The organism is Pseudomaricurvus sp. ABR4_320 (assembly GCF_056159445.1).
The window spans coordinates 62,134-81,486 of record NZ_JBSWVF010000008.1 but is presented as its reverse complement, the minus strand read 5'-3'; the positions used below and the strand labels follow the sequence as shown (position 1 = coordinate 81,486).

17 protein-coding genes are annotated in these 19,353 nt (G+C 51.7%); 9 read left to right on the top strand and 8 right to left on the bottom strand.

The features are described from left to right. The first annotated feature begins 69 nt into the window (after nt 1–69). The 5 genes from ACXAFR_RS16685 (at nt 70) to ACXAFR_RS16665 (ending at nt 5,320) form a co-directional block, all read left to right on the top strand. A complete protein-coding gene (locus ACXAFR_RS16685; RefSeq protein ID WP_475178834.1) occupies nt 70–2,007 on the top strand; it encodes a penicillin-binding protein activator in 1,938 nt (645 codons plus the stop codon). Nucleotides 2,008–2,055: 48 nt separating this feature from the next. Next, entirely contained in the window at nt 2,056–2,427 is a 372-nt protein-coding gene (locus ACXAFR_RS16680) for a YraN family protein (protein WP_475178833.1), read from the top strand. 15 nt (nt 2,428–2,442) lie between these two features. Further along, nucleotides 2,443–3,030, top strand: coding sequence for an SIS domain-containing protein (locus ACXAFR_RS16675; protein WP_475178832.1), 588 nt, complete (start codon nt 2,443–2,445; stop codon nt 3,028–3,030). Continuing rightward, on the top strand, nt 3,027–3,605 hold the full coding sequence (locus ACXAFR_RS16670; protein ID WP_475178830.1) for a BON domain-containing protein: 579 nt from the start codon (nt 3,027–3,029) through the stop codon (nt 3,603–3,605). Before ACXAFR_RS16675 ends, ACXAFR_RS16670 begins: the two co-directional genes overlap by 4 nt. A gap of 62 nt (nt 3,606–3,667) precedes the next feature. Then, complete coding sequence (locus ACXAFR_RS16665) at nt 3,668–5,320, top strand: acetolactate synthase large subunit (RefSeq protein ID WP_475178828.1); 1,653 nt, start codon at nt 3,668–3,670, stop codon at nt 5,318–5,320. 137 nt (nt 5,321–5,457) lie between these two features. Here ACXAFR_RS16665 and ACXAFR_RS16660 read toward each other — a convergent pair whose 3' ends face one another. Beyond that, nucleotides 5,458–5,892: an ExbD/TolR family protein gene (locus tag ACXAFR_RS16660; protein WP_475178826.1), complete on the bottom strand. Its 435-nt coding sequence runs from the start codon at nt 5,890–5,892 to the stop codon at nt 5,458–5,460. Between the two features lie 529 nt (nt 5,893–6,421). Here ACXAFR_RS16660 and rpsT point away from each other — a divergent pair. Further along, nucleotides 6,422–6,688, top strand: coding sequence for a 30S ribosomal protein S20 (gene rpsT / locus ACXAFR_RS16655; RefSeq protein ID WP_475178825.1), 267 nt, complete (start codon nt 6,422–6,424; stop codon nt 6,686–6,688). Nucleotides 6,689–6,732: 44 nt separating this feature from the next. On the opposite strand, the gene ACXAFR_RS16650 is transcribed toward rpsT, so the two are convergent. The 5 genes from ACXAFR_RS16650 to rplU all read right to left on the bottom strand — a co-directional run bounded on the left by ACXAFR_RS16650 (nt 6,733) and on the right by rplU (nt 10,897). Next, complete coding sequence (locus ACXAFR_RS16650) at nt 6,733–7,791, bottom strand: pyridoxal phosphate-dependent aminotransferase (RefSeq protein ID WP_475178823.1); 1,059 nt, start codon at nt 7,789–7,791, stop codon at nt 6,733–6,735. 9 nt (nt 7,792–7,800) lie between these two features. Beyond that, on the bottom strand, nt 7,801–8,919 hold the full coding sequence (gene proB, locus ACXAFR_RS16645) for a glutamate 5-kinase (RefSeq protein ID WP_475178822.1): 1,119 nt from the start codon (nt 8,917–8,919) through the stop codon (nt 7,801–7,803). An 18-nt stretch (nt 8,920–8,937) separates the two neighbouring features. Further along, the gene (cgtA, locus tag ACXAFR_RS16640; protein WP_475178820.1) at nt 8,938–10,113 is read right to left on the bottom strand and encodes an Obg family GTPase CgtA; all 1,176 of its coding nucleotides are present in this window, start codon (nt 10,111–10,113) and stop codon (nt 8,938–8,940) included. 192 nt (nt 10,114–10,305) lie between these two features. Continuing rightward, nucleotides 10,306–10,563: a 50S ribosomal protein L27 gene (gene rpmA / locus ACXAFR_RS16635; RefSeq protein WP_475178819.1), complete on the bottom strand. Its 258-nt coding sequence runs from the start codon at nt 10,561–10,563 to the stop codon at nt 10,306–10,308. Between the two features lie 22 nt (nt 10,564–10,585). After that, on the bottom strand, nt 10,586–10,897 hold the full coding sequence (gene rplU, locus ACXAFR_RS16630; protein ID WP_475178818.1) for a 50S ribosomal protein L21: 312 nt from the start codon (nt 10,895–10,897) through the stop codon (nt 10,586–10,588). A gap of 506 nt (nt 10,898–11,403) precedes the next feature. Between rplU and ACXAFR_RS16625 the strand changes: the two genes are divergently transcribed. From ACXAFR_RS16625 to dinG, 3 genes are all read left to right on the top strand, one after another. Beyond that, complete coding sequence (locus ACXAFR_RS16625) at nt 11,404–12,372, top strand: polyprenyl synthetase family protein (RefSeq protein ID WP_475178816.1); 969 nt, start codon at nt 11,404–11,406, stop codon at nt 12,370–12,372. Nucleotides 12,373–12,476: 104 nt separating this feature from the next. Beyond that, on the top strand, nt 12,477–14,126 hold the full coding sequence (pgi, locus tag ACXAFR_RS16620) for a glucose-6-phosphate isomerase (protein ID WP_475178814.1): 1,650 nt from the start codon (nt 12,477–12,479) through the stop codon (nt 14,124–14,126). A gap of 19 nt (nt 14,127–14,145) precedes the next feature. Beyond that, nucleotides 14,146–16,272 (top strand): ATP-dependent DNA helicase DinG, encoded by a 2,127-nt coding sequence (gene dinG / locus ACXAFR_RS16615; RefSeq protein WP_475178812.1) that lies wholly within the window; start codon nt 14,146–14,148, stop codon nt 16,270–16,272. Nucleotides 16,273–16,283: 11 nt separating this feature from the next. Here the strand turns inward: dinG and ACXAFR_RS16610 are convergent, their stop codons facing one another. Together ACXAFR_RS16610 and ACXAFR_RS16605 are read right to left on the bottom strand one after the other, a co-directional pair. Beyond that, nucleotides 16,284–18,119, bottom strand: a complete 1,836-nt coding sequence (locus ACXAFR_RS16610) for a putative bifunctional diguanylate cyclase/phosphodiesterase (RefSeq protein WP_475178811.1) — start codon at nt 18,117–18,119, stop codon at nt 16,284–16,286. Between the two features lie 4 nt (nt 18,120–18,123). After that, nucleotides 18,124–19,293, bottom strand: a complete 1,170-nt coding sequence (locus ACXAFR_RS16605) for an FIST N-terminal domain-containing protein (protein ID WP_475178809.1) — start codon at nt 19,291–19,293, stop codon at nt 18,124–18,126. Between the last annotated feature and the right edge of the window lie 60 nt (nt 19,294–19,353).

Below are 19,353 nucleotides of genomic sequence, written 5' to 3'. Positions count from 1 at the left end.
AGAGCCCAATCAACCAACACTGATCCTGGCCAGTGCAACATTTACCGCTTTTAGGATTCGCATTCATTCATGCTCCGCAGTCATTCCAACCACCGGTTTCATCGACGCAAACGCCCATACCTGACGGCCGCACTGGCCATTATGCTGGGTTATTTAACCGGTTGCTCAACGTCGACGCCGACGAGGCCAACCCCTCCCCCCCGTACCACCGTCGAACAACCCTCACAGATGCAGCCGGACGAAGTGGAATCTCTCGCGCTGGAGGCCCAGAACCTGGCATCTCCAGCAAGAGAAAAGCAGTTGCTGCAAGCCGCCAAAGAATTCGCCAGCCTCGAACTGAATCATCGAGCCTCGAACATTCTCGCCAATCTGTCGCCAGATACTTTGCCACCGGAATTGCTGAGTCGATATACCATCTTGTACTCCAGCCTGGCACTTGAAGATGATGACTACTTCCTTGCTGAGCAACTGTTGACCGCTCCCGAGCTCGACACGTTATGGGCGACAATGCCCTCTCAGGATGAAATTGATCTGCGCAAAAAACGGGCGGATGTTTTTATGCTGCTTGGCAGCATCGATGAAAGCATCAAGGAGAGAATGCGCCTCAGCGAGCTTTATGGTGCAAACACCCCTGAAGATCAAAGCAATCAGTTCAATCTTTGGCAGGCACTACAGTCACTGCCGGTTGAGCAACTTCGAGAGCAAGCCGAAACAGCGTCGAATCAAGAAGCGAAAGGCTGGTATGAGATTGCAGCCATCAGCAAGTCCAACCTCATGGACATCGAACAGCAACACAGGGCCGTTGAAGCCTGGCAAACCCAAAACCCCGAGCATCCGGCTGCAGTCAACCTACCAACCGACCTGCAAATGCTCTCGCAGATTATCGCAGACAAGCCCCGCCAGGTAGCGGTATTACTGCCACAGTCAGGCTCATTGCAGAAAGCTGGAAACGCGGTACGCGATGGCATTCTCGCAGCACACTATAGCGCCCACAGCCAAGACACCACCACCATGCCTGCGCTGAGGTTTTACGATACCAACAACGCTAACATTCACGATCTGGTATTAGAGGCGCTCGAGGACGGCGCCGAAGCCATCATCGGCCCTCTTGAAAAAAGCCAAGTGGTGGCGCTCAGCCAGGAACCACAGCTGCCTGTTACCGTACTCGCCGTCAACTATCTTGACGCCCCCAACGACCAAAACGCCACAGATCAAGATGAAGAACCGCAAACAACTCCCGCCAATTTTTACCAGTTTGGCCTTTCTTCCGTAGACGAAGCTCGCCAAACTGCACAGCGCGCGTGGGTTGAAGGCCATCGCTATGCAATGATACTGACAGCAAACAGTAACTGGGCGGAACGCAGCGCAGATAACTTTCAAACAGCCTGGGAAGATCTCGGCGGAACCGTCGCCGATGCCGCTCGCTTTCCCGACTCAGGCAGCTACTCAGAAACAATCAGTCACGCCTTACTCATTGACGAAAGCGAACACCGGCACCAAAAACTGCAGCAGGTATTGGGTGAAAATCTTCACTTTGAAGCCCGCCGTCGCCAAGATGTTGATTTGATCTACTTGGTATCCCGCCCAGCAGAAGCCCGCCAAATTAAACCTACGTTGGCGTTTTACTACGCTGCAGACTTACCCGTGTACGCCTCCAGCCATATTTACGATGGGCGACTGGATCCGCGTAACGACCGCGACCTGAGCGGCATACGCTTTTCAACACTCCCCTGGTATTTTGATCATGAGGGCGGCCTAAAACAGCTCATCGAAACTACCGCAGCCCCGCCTGCCGCCTATCAGAGCCTCTATGCCTTGGGGGTTGATAGCTATCGTCTCTACCCTCGCCTTCGACAGTTGCAGGGGTCTCCCGCAATGCGTCTCCCCGGAGAAACAGGAAATCTTGGACTTACCTCTGAGCGTCAAATATATAGAGAGCAAATATGGGCGCAGATGCGCAATGGCAAAGCCATCCTGCTGCCGAACCGACTCGAGCAGGAGCCCTGACCATTACTGCTTCTGCGCAATTTCGACTACCTGACCAGTATTTCCTTCATGACATTTAAAAAGATCATGGAAACCACACTGCAAAAAGGGCAGCGAAAAGAATTGCTGGCAGAATACTGGCTAAAAGAAAAAGGCTTAACCTTGGTGAGTAGAAACTATCGCTCCAAGCACGGAGAGATAGACCTCATCATGCAGCATGGTAATATCTGCGTCTTCGTCGAAGTGCGGTATCGGAAAAGTCGAGCGTATGGCACCCCCTCAGAAACCGTTGACCATCGCAAACAGCAAAAACTAATCCGAACCGCACACTACTTCTTATTACAGGAACCTAAGCTAGCTAACGCCCCCTGCCGCTTCGATGTCGTCGCTATCACCGGCGCAGAAGTTGAATGGATTACCAATGCGTTTGGCGAAGCTTGATTGACAACAAACCTCATGGAACAGCACGTAATAAACCTCTTTCACGAGAGCATTGAAGCCAAAATGCAAGCTGGGGAGCAGATCGCCCCACTCTTGTGCGAAGCCAGCGAAATTATGGTTCACTGCTTAATCAATGGGGGGAAAATACTGGTGGCGGGTAATGGTGCATCTGCGGCCAAAGGTCACATCCTCAGCAGCTGCCTTGGCAATCGCTTCGAGCGCGAAAGGCCCAGCCTTCCCTCGTTTGCTCTAGGTACCGATGTGACAGCTTTGACAGCGATCACCAACGACTATAGCTTCAGTGAAATCTTTTCAAAGCAAATTCGAGCTCTGGGGCAACCAGGGGATTGCCTTTTTCTCATTAGTGCCAGCGGTAAACCCAACAATTTAATACAGGCGGTAGCGGCGGCGCACGAAAGAGACATGAATGTGATCGCCCTACTGGGGAATCGAGGCGGGCACCTGTCGGCTGTACTTGAATCCAATGACCTAGAAATATGCGTACCGGTAGAGTCCGTTATTCGCATCCACGAAATTCACCTGCTGAGCATATTCTGCATCTGCGACCTTATAGACCAACAATTATTCGGAATAGAAGAATGACTAAAAAACATACCCTGTTGTTTTTTATATTTGGCTGGCTAATACTGATGTCAGGCTGCGCCTCAGTGATTGACGCCACAACCGAAGAGCCCCTCCAGTTTGAAAAGGGCAAAAGAACCTTCGGCGCCATGATCGAGGACCAGCAAATTGAAACTGTCGCCACTGTGAATATCAATAAGGCTCATCCAGATTTGCGCAAGGCCAACATTTCAGTGGTATCCTACAATGGTATCATTTTGCTTACCGGCCAAGTTCCCAGCAATGAGCTGAGACTGCTCGCCGGAGATACCGCCAAGAAAATAAACAAAGTTCGACAAGTATTTAATGAGATCCAGATTCAAGGCAAGACATCCATCTTGTCTCGTATGAATGACTCCTGGCTTTCAACCAAAGTAAAAACCCGTCTAATCGCCTATGACGATATCGACAGCAGTCGAGTCAAAATAGTGACTGAGAACGGCACTGTTTATCTCCTTGGCCTATTAACCCGCCAGGAAGCAGAGAAAACGGCACAAGCCGTCAGCACAATTGGCGGCGTGCAAAAAGTGGTGAAAGCCATAGAATATATTGACTGACCGGCAGGCGTCCCCGTCTAAGCCTGCCAGCCAACCAACCGCAACGAGGAATCCAGGTTGTTATGAAAGCATCAGATTTAATGGTCAAATGTCTTGAAGAAGAAGGCATTGAATATATTTTTGGCGTTCCAGGGGAAGAGAATGCCGACTTTATGATGTCCCTGGAAAAATCGGAATCCATCAAGTTCATTCTGACTCGCCACGAGCAGGGTGCAGCCTTCATGGCCGAGATATACGGTCGCTTAACCGGAAATCCAGCCGGCTGCCTGGGGACTCTTGGTCCAGGCTCAACCAACCTGATTACAGGTGTTGCCGACTCCAACATGGACCGCGCACCAATGTTGGTTCTGACAGGTCAAGGTGCGTCCACCCGCCTCCACAAAGAATCTCACCAGATCATGGATGTGGTCGACATGTTCGACCCTGTGACCAAATGGGCAACCACCATATGGCACCCAGAAAATATTCCTGAAATTGTTCGTAAGGCCGTGCGTTTGGCGAGAACTGAAAAGCCCGGCGCCGTGCATATAGAGCTGCCAGAGGATATTGCCAAACTCGATTGCGGAAAGTCGCCACTGCCAGTTCGCAAGTTCCGTCGTCCCGTGCCTGCAGACAAAATCATGGATATGGCTTTCGAACGACTGAAGCAAGCCAAATCCCCAATCATTATTGCTGGTAATGGATGCATTCGTAGGCGTGCCAGCAAACAGCTGCGGCAGTTCTGCGAGAAAACCGGTATCGGCGTTATTAGCACATTCATGGCAAAAGGTTGTGTCGATATGGACGCCCCATACTGCCTGTACACTATAGGCCTTGGCGCCAAAGATATCCCTGCTTGCGCTCTGGATGCCGCTGATTTGATCATCACCCTTGGGTATGACATGGTTGAGTACCACCCTCGTCAATGGAACGAAGGCAATAAAAAAGAAGTCATGCATATTGACTTCCTGCCTGCTGAGATCGACGAAAACTACCACCCTCGCACAGAGGTTGTCGGCGACCTCGCCCATGCACTTTGGATGCTCAACGAACGCATTGACGCTGCTGGCGAACTGACCTTTGATTTACGCCAACAGGCTGCAGTTCGCCGCGACATGACGGCAGAACTTAATCACTATGCGAACGATGACACCAAGGGAATCATCAAACCTCAAAAGGTTCTCGCTGACTGTCGCGAGGTTTTAAACCCAGAAGACGTTCTGCTATCAGACGTTGGCGCCCATAAAATGTGGATTGCCCGCCACTTCCAATGCCACGAACCTAACACCTGCTTAATCCCCAACGGCTTCTGCTCCATGGGATTCGCTCTGCCCGGCGCCATCGCAGCTAACATCGTCCACCCGGACCGCAATATTCTGGCAATCTGCGGCGACGGTGGATTCTTAATGAATGTTCAGGAGATGGAAACCGCCAGAAGGTTAAACAGTAAAATCACGGTTATGGTCTGGGAAGATGGCGGCTACGGCCTCATCGGCTGGAAACAAACCAATGAATTCGGCCGCCACACAGATCTTGGATTTGGCAATCCAGACTGGGTTCTTCTGGCCGAATCTTTTGGCTGGCATGGTCACAGGGTCAATGACTCAAAAGACCTTAAAAGCGTACTTCAATCGGCATTAGCGGAAGACGGACCAAGCCTTGTGGTTCTGCCCATCGATTACAACGAAAACATCGAACTCACCAAAAGGCTTGGAGAGATGACCTGCCCGGTTTGATCGACAGCTAGCTAGCCCATCCAAACTAAAAAACCACGCAAATGCGTGGTTTTTTAGTTAAGACAACGATTTTCCAGCGGACATAAAAAAGCCCCGCATTCGCGGGGCCTTTCACAATATTGACACATCACTGAATATCAGTAGCCCTGCCGATTTTCCGTCGGAGGAAGAAGAGAGACGTTATAAACATTTGCCTCTCTTGCCGCATCAGCAATGGCCACAAACATGGCCGCATGAGCTTTAGGGTCAGCCTTAACGACGACGGGCGCCTTAGGACGCTCTGCGTGAATGCGCTCGATATTAGCACGAACCGCGCGCGCATCAACACGACGCTGATCCATCCAAATTTCATTATTCGCGGTGACATTCACCACAATTGCAGCATTGTCTTCATCGGGTGGTGGCGGAGGACTCTCCTGATCTTCCGGCATATTGATATCGATGGTCGACTCTTTAATGAACGACGCCGTCACGATGAAAAAGATCAACATGATAAAAACGACGTCCAACATTGGCGTCAGGTCGATTTCGCTGCTATCGCCCTCTTCACCACGATTTTTTTTTCTTCTCACGCGTTAACCTCTATGTGTACTTCCCCTGTCGAACGAGGTCGACCAGGCTTAATGGTTTGTTCTTCCTGCCGTCAGCGCTCATTTAAAAACTGGCCCTGTACGACATCCCCCCAATGAACGATAGTAACAGCAATGAATCGGGAACACACTACCTATACGCCGCTAATTTTCACGCCAGCCAGGCACCCGCTATTTAGGCCCAACACCGCGGCGTCCGTGGGCTCCCAGGGAATCTGGGACTCTCCCAATCAACAAAAGTTTCAGGAAATCACGAAACCACACTTTAGTGCGACCCCCTCTCGGCGCCCGACCAATCCTCAGCTTCACAGCTAACCTTTTTAGCCCGGACGACTTTATCGACCAATAATCGACCAACCTGCTTGACTACAGATCTCAACACGGCATAATACCGCGTCCAATTTTCCGGGTTAAACAAGCACCCGGAGGCGATAAAAAAGGCCGAGTGTAGTGGAAATTAGTTGCACCGCCTTTAAGCTGATTATTTTGCAACGTATACAGGAGCAACCCGGTGGCCAACTCACCTCAAGCCAAAAAGCGTGCTCGCCAAAATGAAACTGCACGCAAGCACAACGCAAGCCTGCGCTCTATGGCCCGCACTTATATCAAGAAAGTTAATGCAGCTATCGCTTCAGGCGATGCGGAAACTGCTCAAAAAGCTTACGCAGCAGCAGTACCTGTTATCGACCGCATTGCTGACAAGGGTATTATTCACAAGAATAAGGCCTCTCGGCACAAGAGCCGCTTAAACGCTCAAGTCAAAGCATTAACTGCCTGATAGCCAGGCAGTTAATTTCGTCGCACGGCTGATCAACAGCGGCATTATTTATCCAGCGCCGCCCCCAACACCTGAATCAGTCGCTGCGTCTGCTCTAGGGTTCCCAACGTCACCCTCAACCCCAAACGACCTAAAGCGTCCTGCTTGGGCCGAACGAGAATACCCGCCTGCTGCAAACATTGATTGAGCGACTCAGGCTCTTCGGGAAACATCCAGATAAAATTCGCTGAACTAGGCCAGTAAGCCACCTGCCTACGATCAAGAAACCCCTCCAGCAAAGGCTTTGACTCCCGCATCACTTCATTGACGTAGGCCAAAGTGACTTCCGGGCGCTCAAGCGCAGCATTGACTGCCGCGACCGCAAACTGATTCACATCATAGGGCCCCCGAACATTGAGCAATGCATTTATATTCTCCGCACAACTCAGCACATAACCGAAACGAACCGAGGGCAACCCCCACGTCTTCGAAAATGTTCGAGTAACCACTACATTCGGGCATTCATCCAAACAACTCGCAACTGTTTCACCACAGTACTCGAAATAGCATTCATCAACGAGAATCACTGCGTGAGGCGCATGACGAGCAATTTCCAACACCCGCGCCTTAGACAACAAGGTGCCGCTGGGGTTGTTAGGGTTGCTTACCACAATTATTCGCGTAGCCGGCGAGATCGCAGACATTACCGCCTGCAGAGGAAAACCTTCTTCGAGCGAGTACTCTGGCTCATGCACAACAAGCCCTTCCACTTTTGCACACTGGGTATACATGGCAAAAGAGGGACCAGGGATAATGGCTTCATCGCCCGCACGGCACGCAGCACGAAAGACCAAATCAATGCCCTGGTCAGAACCGTTGGTGATCATCACCTGGGATGAAGATAGACCGCAGTAGGCCGCAATCTTATCGGTGATATCCGCATAGGAGGGATACATCTGCAAGCGGCCACTATCGATAAATTCATGCAAGGCTACGCGCACATACTCGGGGACATCAATCGTTCGCTCGTTAAAATCAAGCAAGGTATAGCGCTTGTTGTCACGCCCTTCCAACGGGGGTTTATACGCCGACATGGCATCAATATTCGACTTGAAAATACTCACGATTACCGCCTACAAAACAACCATATTGTCCCGATGAATTAACTCAAATTCATCAACATATCCCAGAAGCGCCTCAATTCTCTCACTGGGACTCCCCATTATTCGCCGACATTCAGAGTGCCCGTAATTGACGAGGCCCCGAGCCACTTCCACGCCCGACTGATTCCGACAGGAAACCATATCCCCACGCCGAAATTCACCATTCACCTCTCGCACACCAACAGGCAATAAACTTCGCCCCTTATCAACCAAGGCTCTCTCAGCACCATCATCCAACACGAGAACCCCCTTGATGCGCAATTGACCAGCCAACCAACGTTTGCGGGCCGCCTGGGGCGGGCGCTCCGCCGTCAGCAAGGTTCCCAACTCCTCACCGCTCGCCAAACGCTCAAGGATCCTTTCAATCTTACCGCCAGCAATCAAAGTATGGGCACCTGAGCGTGCAGCCAATCTCGCAGCACGGACCTTGGTAATCATTCCACCACGCCCTAATCGACCGCCCCCGCCAGCTCGCGCATCCAATGTAGGATCACCCGCCTCTGCATGCCCAATCAGACTGGCATCAGGATTTGAACGTGGGTCAGCGGTATAAAGCCCATCTTGATCTGTAAGAATAACCAACATGTCAGCATCGATCAGATTAGCAACCAGAGCAGCCAAGCTATCGTTATCACCAAAGCGGATCTCATCGGTAACGACCGTATCGTTCTCATTGATAATTGGAACGACATCCAGATCCAGCAATGTCTTTATGGTGGAGCGTGCATTGAGATAACGCTCCCTGTTGGAAAGATCATCGTGATCCAACAACACCTGAGCCGTATGACGATCAAACGCCTGAAACTCGTCCTCATACGCCCGCACCAAGAGGGTTTGGCCAACAGCTGCCGCTGCCTGCAACTGATGAATATTGTCAGGGCGCCGATCCCACCCCAACCGAGACATACCTGCAGCCACCGCACCGGATGACACCAACACGATATCTACACCTGCGCGCTGCAGGGCCGCGAGCTGAGAAACCCAATCAGCAATGGCCACGCGATCCAGCTGCTTACCATTGTCCGTGAGAAGAGCGCTACCGATTTTGACAACCCAAGTACGAGTGCCGCTTATCTCACACCGAGTCATTGACCACCCACCAACGCACTAGTGGGCATAAGTGACTTCAACATCGCCATCGTCGCCGTCATCATCATCGTCATCACTCCCAGCACCACGCTGACGCTCTCGCAACGCATCGATCTTTTCTCGGGCTTCAGCCTGCATCGCCAACTGCAAGCGCAACTCCTCTTGTGCGACGTCTGGATCTTCACGCTCAGACTCCCAAACTCCCTCAAGGTGCGCCATAAGATCCATACACAGAGAATCTATCCCGTCACTGCCGATTGCAGACACCACGTAGGCTGGCTGCCCGGGCTTCGCCAACCGCGCTTTAACCTCCTCCGCTTCAGATTCCATCAAGGTATCAGCCTTATTGAGCACCAGCCACCGTTCACGACCAACCAATGTCGGAGAAAAATCCGCCAACTCAGATTCGATAGCAGCGATATGCTCAGCGGGATCCACGCCATCCAAGGGAGCGATATCAACAACATGCAAAAGAATTCGACAACGGGTTAAGTGCTTTAGAAAGCGAATCCCCAAACCTGCTCCGTCAGCGGCACCAGCAATAAGCCCGGGAATATCCGCAACAACAAAACTGCGATGCTGGCCAACGGTGACCACACCAAGAGACGGCACCAACGTTGTGAATGGGTAGTCTGCAATCTTCGGCCGGGCCGACGAAACCGCCTGCATAAAACTGCTTTTACCGGCATTTGGCATACCCAACAAGCCGATGTCTGCCAGCAACTTCAACTCAAGCTTAATGTTACGCTCTTCACCAGGCTGTCCTGGCTTGGTCTGGCGCGGCGCACGATTGACACTACTCTTAAAGCGAGTGTTGCCTATGCCGTGGAACCCACCCTGAGCAACCAACAGCTGCTCACCATCAAAGGTGAGATCGCCTAGCCGCTCCTCCGTGTCCGCATCCAACACAGTCGTTCCAACCGGAACCTTCAACACCAAATCCTTACCTTTAGCACCCGTACAGTTGCTGCTACCACCAGAGGAGCCGTTTTCCGCTCTAAATTTGCGCTTGTAGCGGTAGTCAATCAACGTGTTTAAATCACTGTCAGCCTCTAGATAGACACTGCCTCCATCGCCCCCGTCACCGCCATCCGGCCCACCTTTAGCGATAAACTTCTCGCGACGAAAACTCATACAACCATTGCCACCATCGCCAGCAGCCACGAAAATAGGTGCCTCATCAACGAATTTCATACTATTCACCCTGTCCGCACCTCCGCAAAAGTGCGGAGCCATACCCTCAGTGTCACACACCAAGCTCTATACGGAAACCAATCTCAATATTGCTATCACCACAAACGCAAAAGCCCCATCCAAGGACGGGGCTTCGCTGGACTTGCCAAAGCAAGTGACAAAGATTTGAAAGAGGCCTTCGCCTCAACTCAATCAGGCAGTCACAATACTGACAAACTTCCGATTTTTTGCGCCTTTAACCTGGAACTGAACCAAGCCATCTGCTTTCGCATACAGGGTGTGGTCCTTACCGATACCAACATTATCACCTGCATGGAATCTAGTGCCACGCTGACGGACGATAATGCTACCCGCGCTAACCGTTTCTCCACCGAAGCGCTTTACACCAAGGCGTTTACTTTCCGAATCGCGGCCGTTTCTGGTACTACCGCCTGCTTTTTTGTGAGCCATGCTGCTAACCTCCTACCGCGTTTTACGCTGAAATTCCAGTAATTTTGATCGCCGTGTACCACTGACGGTGGCCCTGACGCTTCATAGAATGCTTACGGCGACGGAATTTGATGATTTTTACTTTCTCACCACGACCGTGCTCGACAACCTCTGCGGTCACCTTAGCTCCATCAACCAATGGCGCGCCGATCTTTACCTCTTCACCGTTGACAACCATCAGAACATCGGTAATTTCGATGGACTCGCCAGTTGCCACTTCAATTTTTTCCAAACGAAGAATCTCACCTTCTTCGACGCGATGCTGTTTGCCACCGCTCTTAATCACTGCATACATTGTGCAAGGCTCCAATTGCAATAAATCGGACGATCAAGCAGCTCACGTAATAAGAGCATTTCTCTGGGCGTGTCAATGTATCGCGCCGGGCTTGGATCGTATGTAATAGATGTCAGTTCAAGGGGCTATATTGTACAGCTCACCATGACCATGGCATTCACGACGCACAAATCATGTGACATCGATAAAAATTTCGCTCAATTCGAGCGAACGCCATGACCTAAAACTGAAGGGACGCGGATTCTAATCCAAACAACCTGAGATAGCAATACACGTCAGAAATCCCGTACTGCCTAGGGCGAAGCCTTGGGGCGACAAGATTTCAATACCAAGGTCCCGAACTCGCCCTATTGAAGGCATTCCATTCATTTTCGAAAAGCCTCACCAGCTTGACAGCGGCCAGACGCAGAAATAGCATAATTTTTCCAGGAAGGCGCTGATCAATATCCGTATAATACCGGACCCCTTGCCTTTTCATACAACTCAGGGATAAACCAGCCCCTCCCATGCCACTTTTTCAAGACGCCGTCGCTCAGGACTTTGCCGACCTCAACGATCTCATTGTTCGCCAACTCTACTCAGACGTAGATTTGGTCGAAAACATTGGTCATTATCTGGTCAATGCCGGAGGCAAACGCCTTCGCCCCTTACTTGTATTACTCTGCAGTAATGCCTTTAATGTCGACAAGAGCGAAGAACATCACCTGCTTTTGGCCACCATTATTGAATTTATCCACACCGCCACACTGCTGCATGATGACGTTGTCGACTTATCAACCATGAGGCGTGGACGCCCAACGGCCAACGCCAAGTGGGGAAATGCTCCGAGCGTTTTGGTGGGAGATTTTTTGTATTCCCGAGCCTTCCAGTTGATGGTTGCAATGAATGATATGACCATCATGCGCATTCTTGCAGACACCACAAACACCATCTCCGAAGGCGAAGTCCAGCAACTGGTCAATGCACGCAATCCTGAAGTCAGCGAAGCTAATTACTTTTCGGTCATTTACAAGAAAACCGCAGCACTTTTTGAGGCCGCCTGCGAAACAGCAGCGGTGTTGTGCAACGCGACAGAAGAGCAACGCAAAGCGGCAAAGCTCTATGGTAAAAATCTGGGAATCGCTTACCAACTTGTTGATGACCTGCTCGATTACGAAGGCGATGCCGATGTTTTAGGTAAGAATGTCGGTGACGACCTAGCAGAGGGAAAGCCAACCTTGCCGCTCATTCTTTCTATTCATTCAGCCAGCCAAGCCGACTCGACCCTAATCAAGGATAGTATTCGCGATGGCGGCCTCGAAAATCTCGATGCAGTCATCCAAATTGTACGTTCCACGGGCGCCCTGGAGACCACCCGTCTACGCGCTCAAGAAGCAATTGCAGAAGCCAAGCAACAACTGACTCTTTTCCCTGTCAATCAATATCGTGATGCCATGGAGGAGCTGGCTGATTTTGCGCTCGCACGCACAAATTGAGCTATTCTCACCCCGTTAGCGACATCCATGAGTATTTACAGAAATACTGACAATGGCGACCACGAGTTGCCCCTTTCACCCATTGATGCAGAAATGGAACTTTTATGGATCAGGAACTAAAGACAGCCACTCTTTCAGACCATCTTGCAAGCTGGACCAAGCTTTCTCAACACAAAGATCAGTGGCAGGCCTCACTCACCGAGTTATTTCAGGAAGATTCTGAGCGAGCATCCAAGTTCTCACTGACGGCAGGCCCACTACATCTCGACTATTCAAAATCTCACCTAACGGCAGAGACTTTGGAGTTACTGCAATCGCTTTGCGAAGATGCCGGACTGTCAACGGCAATTCAACAGCTACTGTCAGGTGCTGAACTCAATAATACTGAGAAGCGCCCCGCCTGGCACACGGCACTGCGGGCCAAAAGTACCAGCGGCATCACCCCACCGACAGAAGTCGCCGAAGCCCGCAAGCAAATGCAGGCTTTTGTCGCAACCCTGTCTGACGGAAAATGGCTGGGCCACACGGGCAAGCCCATTACTGATGTTGTAAACATTGGCATTGGCGGCAGCGACCTGGGACCGAGAATGGTCTGTAAAGCGCTTTGCGACTACCACCGACCCGCGTTAAACGTGCACTTCGTTGCCAATATTGATGGTGCAGAAATTCATCACACGCTTAAGAACCTGGATGCCGAGACGACTCTTTTTATTGTCGCCTCCAAATCATTCACCACTCTTGAAACCCTCGAAAATGCCAAATCTGCCAGAGAATGGGCGCTGACGGCTGGCTGCCCAACTGAAGCCCTGGGTAAGCACTTTGTCGCCATCAGCACCAACTCAGCCAAAGCCACTGAATTTGGCATTGACGCGGCCAATATTTTTCCCATGTGGGATTGGGTGGGCGGCCGCTATTCCCTCTGGTCAGCCATAGGCTTACCAATTGCCCTGGCCGTTGGCTGGGAAAATTTTGAAGCCTTACTCAACGGCGCGGCTGACATGGATGAACACTTCCGGCAGGCGCCAGCCTTAGAAAACATGCCCGTCATCCTCGCCCTCATCACCTTCTGGTATGCGCAGGCCTGGGGCGCTCAAAGCCAGGCTGTACTGCCTTATTGCCATCAATTGCAACGCTTTCCCGATTTTCTTCAACAGCTTGATATGGAAAGCTTAGGCAAAGGGGTTAATCGCGACGGCCAACCGGTCGACTACACGACCGGAATCGCCATCTGGGGTACTGAAGAAAGTAACGGTCAACACTCGTTCCACCAACTGTTCCACCAAGGGAAGCTACTGATACCGGTTGACTTTATTGCAACACTGGAACCGAACCACGCGCTCCGCCAACAGCACCTGCAGCTACTGGCATGCTGCTTAAGCCAGAGCCAGGCTTTACTGGAAGGAAAATCCATTAGCCAAGTTCAAGATGAGCTGAAAACGGCCGGGCTCTCTGCCGATGCCATTAGTGAGCTGGATTCTCATAAAGTCATTCCAGGTAACCGCCCTAGCAACACGTTACTGCTCAATAAGCTGACACCAGAATCACTGGGCGCCCTGATTGCACTCTACGAACACAAAGTGTTTACGTTAAGCGTATTGCTGAACATCAATGCGTTCGACCAATGGGGCGTAGAGCTGGGGAAACAATTGGGAACACGCATCGCAGCGGCACTCCAGTCAGGAGACCTGCCTGCAGATTGGGATTCCTCTACGCGCGCCCTGGCCGAAAAAATCGGCACCATCGACCTGGGCTAACGATAAACGCGGCTGTACTATGGTTTCTGAGACATTACGAACATCCATCCAACAGGCCTACAGCCGCTTTTTAAACCATAAAAACCTCAAGGCCCGCTACGGCCAAAAACTGATGATTGCGGCGATCGCTCGCCAACTCGGCAACATCACTCTGGACGACAAAGGCCGCCGAGACTCTGCCTCTGCGGTCGCCGTCGTCGAAGCGGGCACTGGAACTGGCAAAACCGTTGCGTATTTGATGGCAGCCCTGCCGATTGCCCATTCCCTACAGAAAAAGTTGGTCGTATCTACCGCGACCGTTGCCCTGCAGGAACAAATTCTTATTAAAGACCTACCTGACCTGGTAGCTCATTCAGGACTGCAGTTCACGACCTCCCTGGCGAAGGGACGGGGACGTTACCTGTGCCTGTCCAAACTGGATCGAATTCTTGTCGCCAATAGCGAAGATACGATCATGCCCGGCTTCGACTTTGGCGAACCGGCCGGCGTCTCTGGCGCCAATGTACAGCTCTATGAAAAAATGGTGGAAGCACTCGCCGCTAACCAATGGAATGGTGAGCGAGACACTTGGCCTGAAGACCTGGAGGATGACCAGTGGGGACGAGTCACCACGGACCACTTTCAATGCACAGGCCGCAACTGCGAGAACGTCAATAGCTGCAGCTTTTTCAAAGCGAGGGAAGGCCTCGCCAGCAGCGATTGCATTATTACCAATCACGATCTCGTGCTCGCCGATCTCGCGCTGGGAGGCGGCGCCATCCTTCCCCCACCCGAGGAATGCATTTACGTTTTTGACGAAGGGCATCACTTGGCGGATAAGGCCATTGACCACTTCGCTCATCACAGCCGCCTGATTGCTACGCGAAAATGGTTGGAACAATTCGCAAAATCACGCGACCAAATGGCCGAGGAAATCGGTGACTTGTCCCTCGCTACGGAGCGTATCGAAGAAATCGGTGGTCATATGGACGCTTGCCGAGAAGCGCTACTGGTCGCAACCCCTCTTTTTGCAGAGCTGGCCGATACCGCCAGCGCCAACGAACAGACTCGACGTCACCGCTTTCCGAGCGGCGAGTTACCAGACGACATTATTGATTGCAGCAAAGTCCTGGCCGATACCTTTGAGGATCTGGCTGAAAGCCTGGAAAACTTCGCCGAGTTTTTGGCTGAATGCCTGGAAGAACGACATCTGCCTGTCGCCCGCGTGGATGCAGAGGCCAATCTTTCTTTGGTTTCCGGCTGGCTTGCCAGGGCACAGGGAAACCGTGACCTTTGGAAAGCCTACGCGCGGCCCCAGAAAAAAGATGCCCCCCCAGATGCCCGCTGGATCACAACAATCGATGGTGTAGACTTTCTCGACTTCGAAGTGTGTACCAGCCCGATTCTCGCAGCAGAGGCGCTTCGCAATGCTCTTTGGAAACGGTGCTGCGGCGCGGTCGTAACCTCCGCGACCCTATCCTCCCTTGGCCGCTTTGACCGACTGCTGATGCGCCTCGGGCTGCCGAAGAACACCACCTGCGACACCCTGCCGAGCCCATTCGACTTCGCCAATGCAGGTACCATCGCCATTCCTGCAGCGGCTGTAGATGCCGGCAAAGCCTCAGAGCACACCGAAAGCGTTATCGGCCTGCTACCGTCTCTCCTAAAACCTTTCCAGGGGAACTTGGTCTTGTTTGCTTCCCGACGCCAGATGCTCGAGGTCTTTGAGGGTTTGGCAGAAGCTCTTCAAGAACAGATATTAATGCAAGGGCAATCGTCGAAGCAGCTTCTCCTCGACCAACACCGGGAAAAAATTGATCGCGGCGAGCAAAGTATATTATTTGGCCTCGCCAGTTTCGCCGAGGGCGTCGATTTACCCGGGCATTACTGCAATCACGTTATCATCGCCAAAATTCCCTTCTCGGTCCCCGACGACCCCGTCGACGCAACTCTGGCTGAATGGATCGAAGAACGAGGCGGCAATGCCTTTATGGAAATCTCTGTACCAGATGCAGCCTTAAAGCTCGTGCAGGCCTGCGGGCGTCTATTGCGCTCGGAACAAGACCAAGGCCGCATCACCGTTTTAGATAACCGCTTGATTTCACGCCGTTACGGCAAGCTCATTCTGGATTCACTGCCACCATTTCGCCGTGAAATAAATCGCTAAATGGGTTTAAACTACAAACGTACAGACGTTCCCAGGAGCTCTAATAGACCAGCTAAAGGCAGAGGAAATCCAAACAGATTACCTTGATAGCCGCCGCACCCCATGCGTGTCAAAGCGGCCAACTCCCTCTCGGTCTCAACCCCTTCCACCACGACGTTCAAATTAAGACTGTGGCTGAGCGCGACTATCGCTTCAACAATTTTTCGATTCGCCCGATTTTCATCAATACCTTTAATAAAAGACTGATCCACCTTCAGAGTTTTTATCGGGAATTGACTCAGATAAGCAAGGGATGAATAGCCGGTGCCGAAATCATCAATGGAAACATGAACGCCAGCATCGACTAAGGTACGAATCTTCACGCGACTCTGGTCCACACTGTCAACCAGAACACTCTCCGTTAACTCAACCCCCAACATCCGACTCGCCAGGCATTCACCGCCAACCGTTTCTAAAAATTCCTGCGAAAATGTTTCTCGGTTAAACTGAACCGCACTCACATTTACCGCTACTTTGCGAAAACTCTCAGGCAATACTGCGCGCTGCAACTCCTGCAAGTCAGAACAAACCTGCCTCAACACCCAACGGCCAATTTCCAGAATTAAACCCGTTTCTTCAGCTATGGGAATAAAATATTGAGGAGAGACAATCCCTCGCCCAGGAAGACTCCAACGCAACAAGGCTTCAGCGCCGATGCACCGGTGGCGAACGTCGAACTGCGGCTGGTAAACCAAACTGAACTGATCGAGACGCTCCACCGCTTCGTAAAGCAATTTTTCGAGGCTAAGACGGTGCTCCAACTGCTCGGTCATGGCTCGTTGGTACATCGCATACCCCGCTGATCGCTGGGATTTGGCTTGGTACATCGCCAAATCTGCTGAGTGAACCAGATCCTCCGCGCAGGAATTAGCCGCATCAGGAAAAACAATGACGCCGATGCTTACCGTCGTGTAAATGGAATGCTCCCCGGCACGAACAGGTGTCGCAAAGGCCGAATGGATCTTACGCACCACCGTGTTGACGATGGATGTCACCTTTTCACACTGCTGATGTATGTTGGTGATCATAACCACAAATTCATCCGCACTCAGTCTCGCAACCGTATCTTCAGCACGGATAACAGAGCGCAAAACGCCCGCGACAGCCTTCAGCAAACTGTCGCCAACATTGTGGCCAAACAGGTCGTTAACCTTTTTAAAGTGATTCAAATCGAGGTAGAGAACTGCGCCATGCACGCCCTTATGGCGGCACTCTGCAACTTCGTCTGTCAGCAACTCAACAAAGCGCCGCCAATTCGGCAATTGAGTCAACTCATCCCAATACAGCTTACTGAGCAAAGCCTCTTCCGCTCTTTTGCGAGCGGCGATTTCCATCTGTACCTGTCGATGCCCAATTGCAGCCCGGCAACTGAGTGCGACACGACCGGCAATAGTCACTAGCATCGCCAGAATAGGCTCATCAAATGCAATATTACGGCGCCGAATAACCATGCAGCCTAAGTCTTCAAGCTCTAGACCATACAGATACTCATTGCTGTTAACAGCTTTATAAACCCCCGTGTCATCACATTCGGTATCTTTAAATACCCTCGCAAAATCAGCTCCAGCGGTTGCCTCGCTGTTTAGCGGCACACCTCGGTAATATCGCATTGATGCCGGATGCCCTGCATCCGGCAAAATGACTTCACCTTCAAATTGTTTAAAGTAGAAGCTCACCCCACTGATTCCCAAGCGAGACATGCAGGCATCACTCACTTTGGCGAGCAGTGTGTCCAAGTCGAGCTCAGGCCCAGCAGCCATACCCAGTTCGTGCTCGATAGCGATCAGCTGTAAAGCGTACTTCGTCACTGCCTCACCCCACCGTGATTGCCATGGATTTGGTATGGAATTCAATTCCGCCCGTTTCCGCCGTGGCAACCTCACCATTGGTTAGCGCACCGAAAACTTGACTGGATCCGGCCGCCACCTGTAATGCCTGCTGAGCATAGGTCTGCCCCTGGCTGAGAAAATCTCTGCGCCGAAAACACTCCAAGGTCATAATTTGTGGCGAGGATCTAGCAGCCAGATCCCTTAGAGCGATGGATCGGCATCGATGTAGCACATCCACCGATGCTTGTATTAGCGATTCTTCTGAGCTATTCAGAAGGTATACTAAAGAATTCGCGGGAACATCTCCGATGCAGCAAAGAGCATTCCCCACCGTGGCAACAGGATCCCGCACGACCAATCCACTATCGACGCGCGCAAACCCCAATGGAAAATCAAAATTGACTGACGCCTCTTGCTCTGACAGTCCGCCATCATGGAATTGCTGTACTTTCTGGCGATAGAAAGTGGCAGCAGGCTTATGATTAATGGATAAAATGCGATCCCCCTCAGAGCGCGTCACAAGGAAGGGGCCATCGACAATATTCCAACCACTAGCAACCTGTGTACATCCCTCGCCACGGTAGGTTAAAACACATGCCGCATTTTCCAACAAGCCCAGTGGTGTAATAACACTAACCCGAGGCATTTTCGTTTGGTCGCCGGTGCCGCCGCCCACCCAGTGCACTCCGGCACCAGCATAATTAAACAGTTCACTCAATAGCGGAAGTTGCTGACGCGTTTTCCCATCAAAAAAGATCAGACCACGGTTTTCATCTGGGCTCAATTCAGCAAGACTCTTTAACTGAACCGACATAGCCGTTCGACCTGCGCTGAGATTTCGTACCACATGGCAGTTTACAGGCCTCGGCACCTCTGCAGTAATAATGGCGTCGGTTCGAATCTGCCCTTCATAGACAACGGCAGGAAATATACCGCCGCACACCGCAACCGGTGCCATGCGCAACAAGTCATTCCAGTCATTGCGTGACAATCCCGTATTTCCAGCGGCCAAAATCAACAGTGCATTCCCACGCTCCGCCGCCTCACCCAGGGCCTGCTGTAGCTGATAACGCAGTGAGCGGGCTTGCAGAGGCTGGCTTTCCAGAGACCGCCCATCCAGGGGCTGGCAATGCATTTGAATCTGGAAAAACACGCTGAACTCTCTTTGATGATTGGGCTTAAGTTGTCAGGCTTGGGCCCGACAATCGGCAAC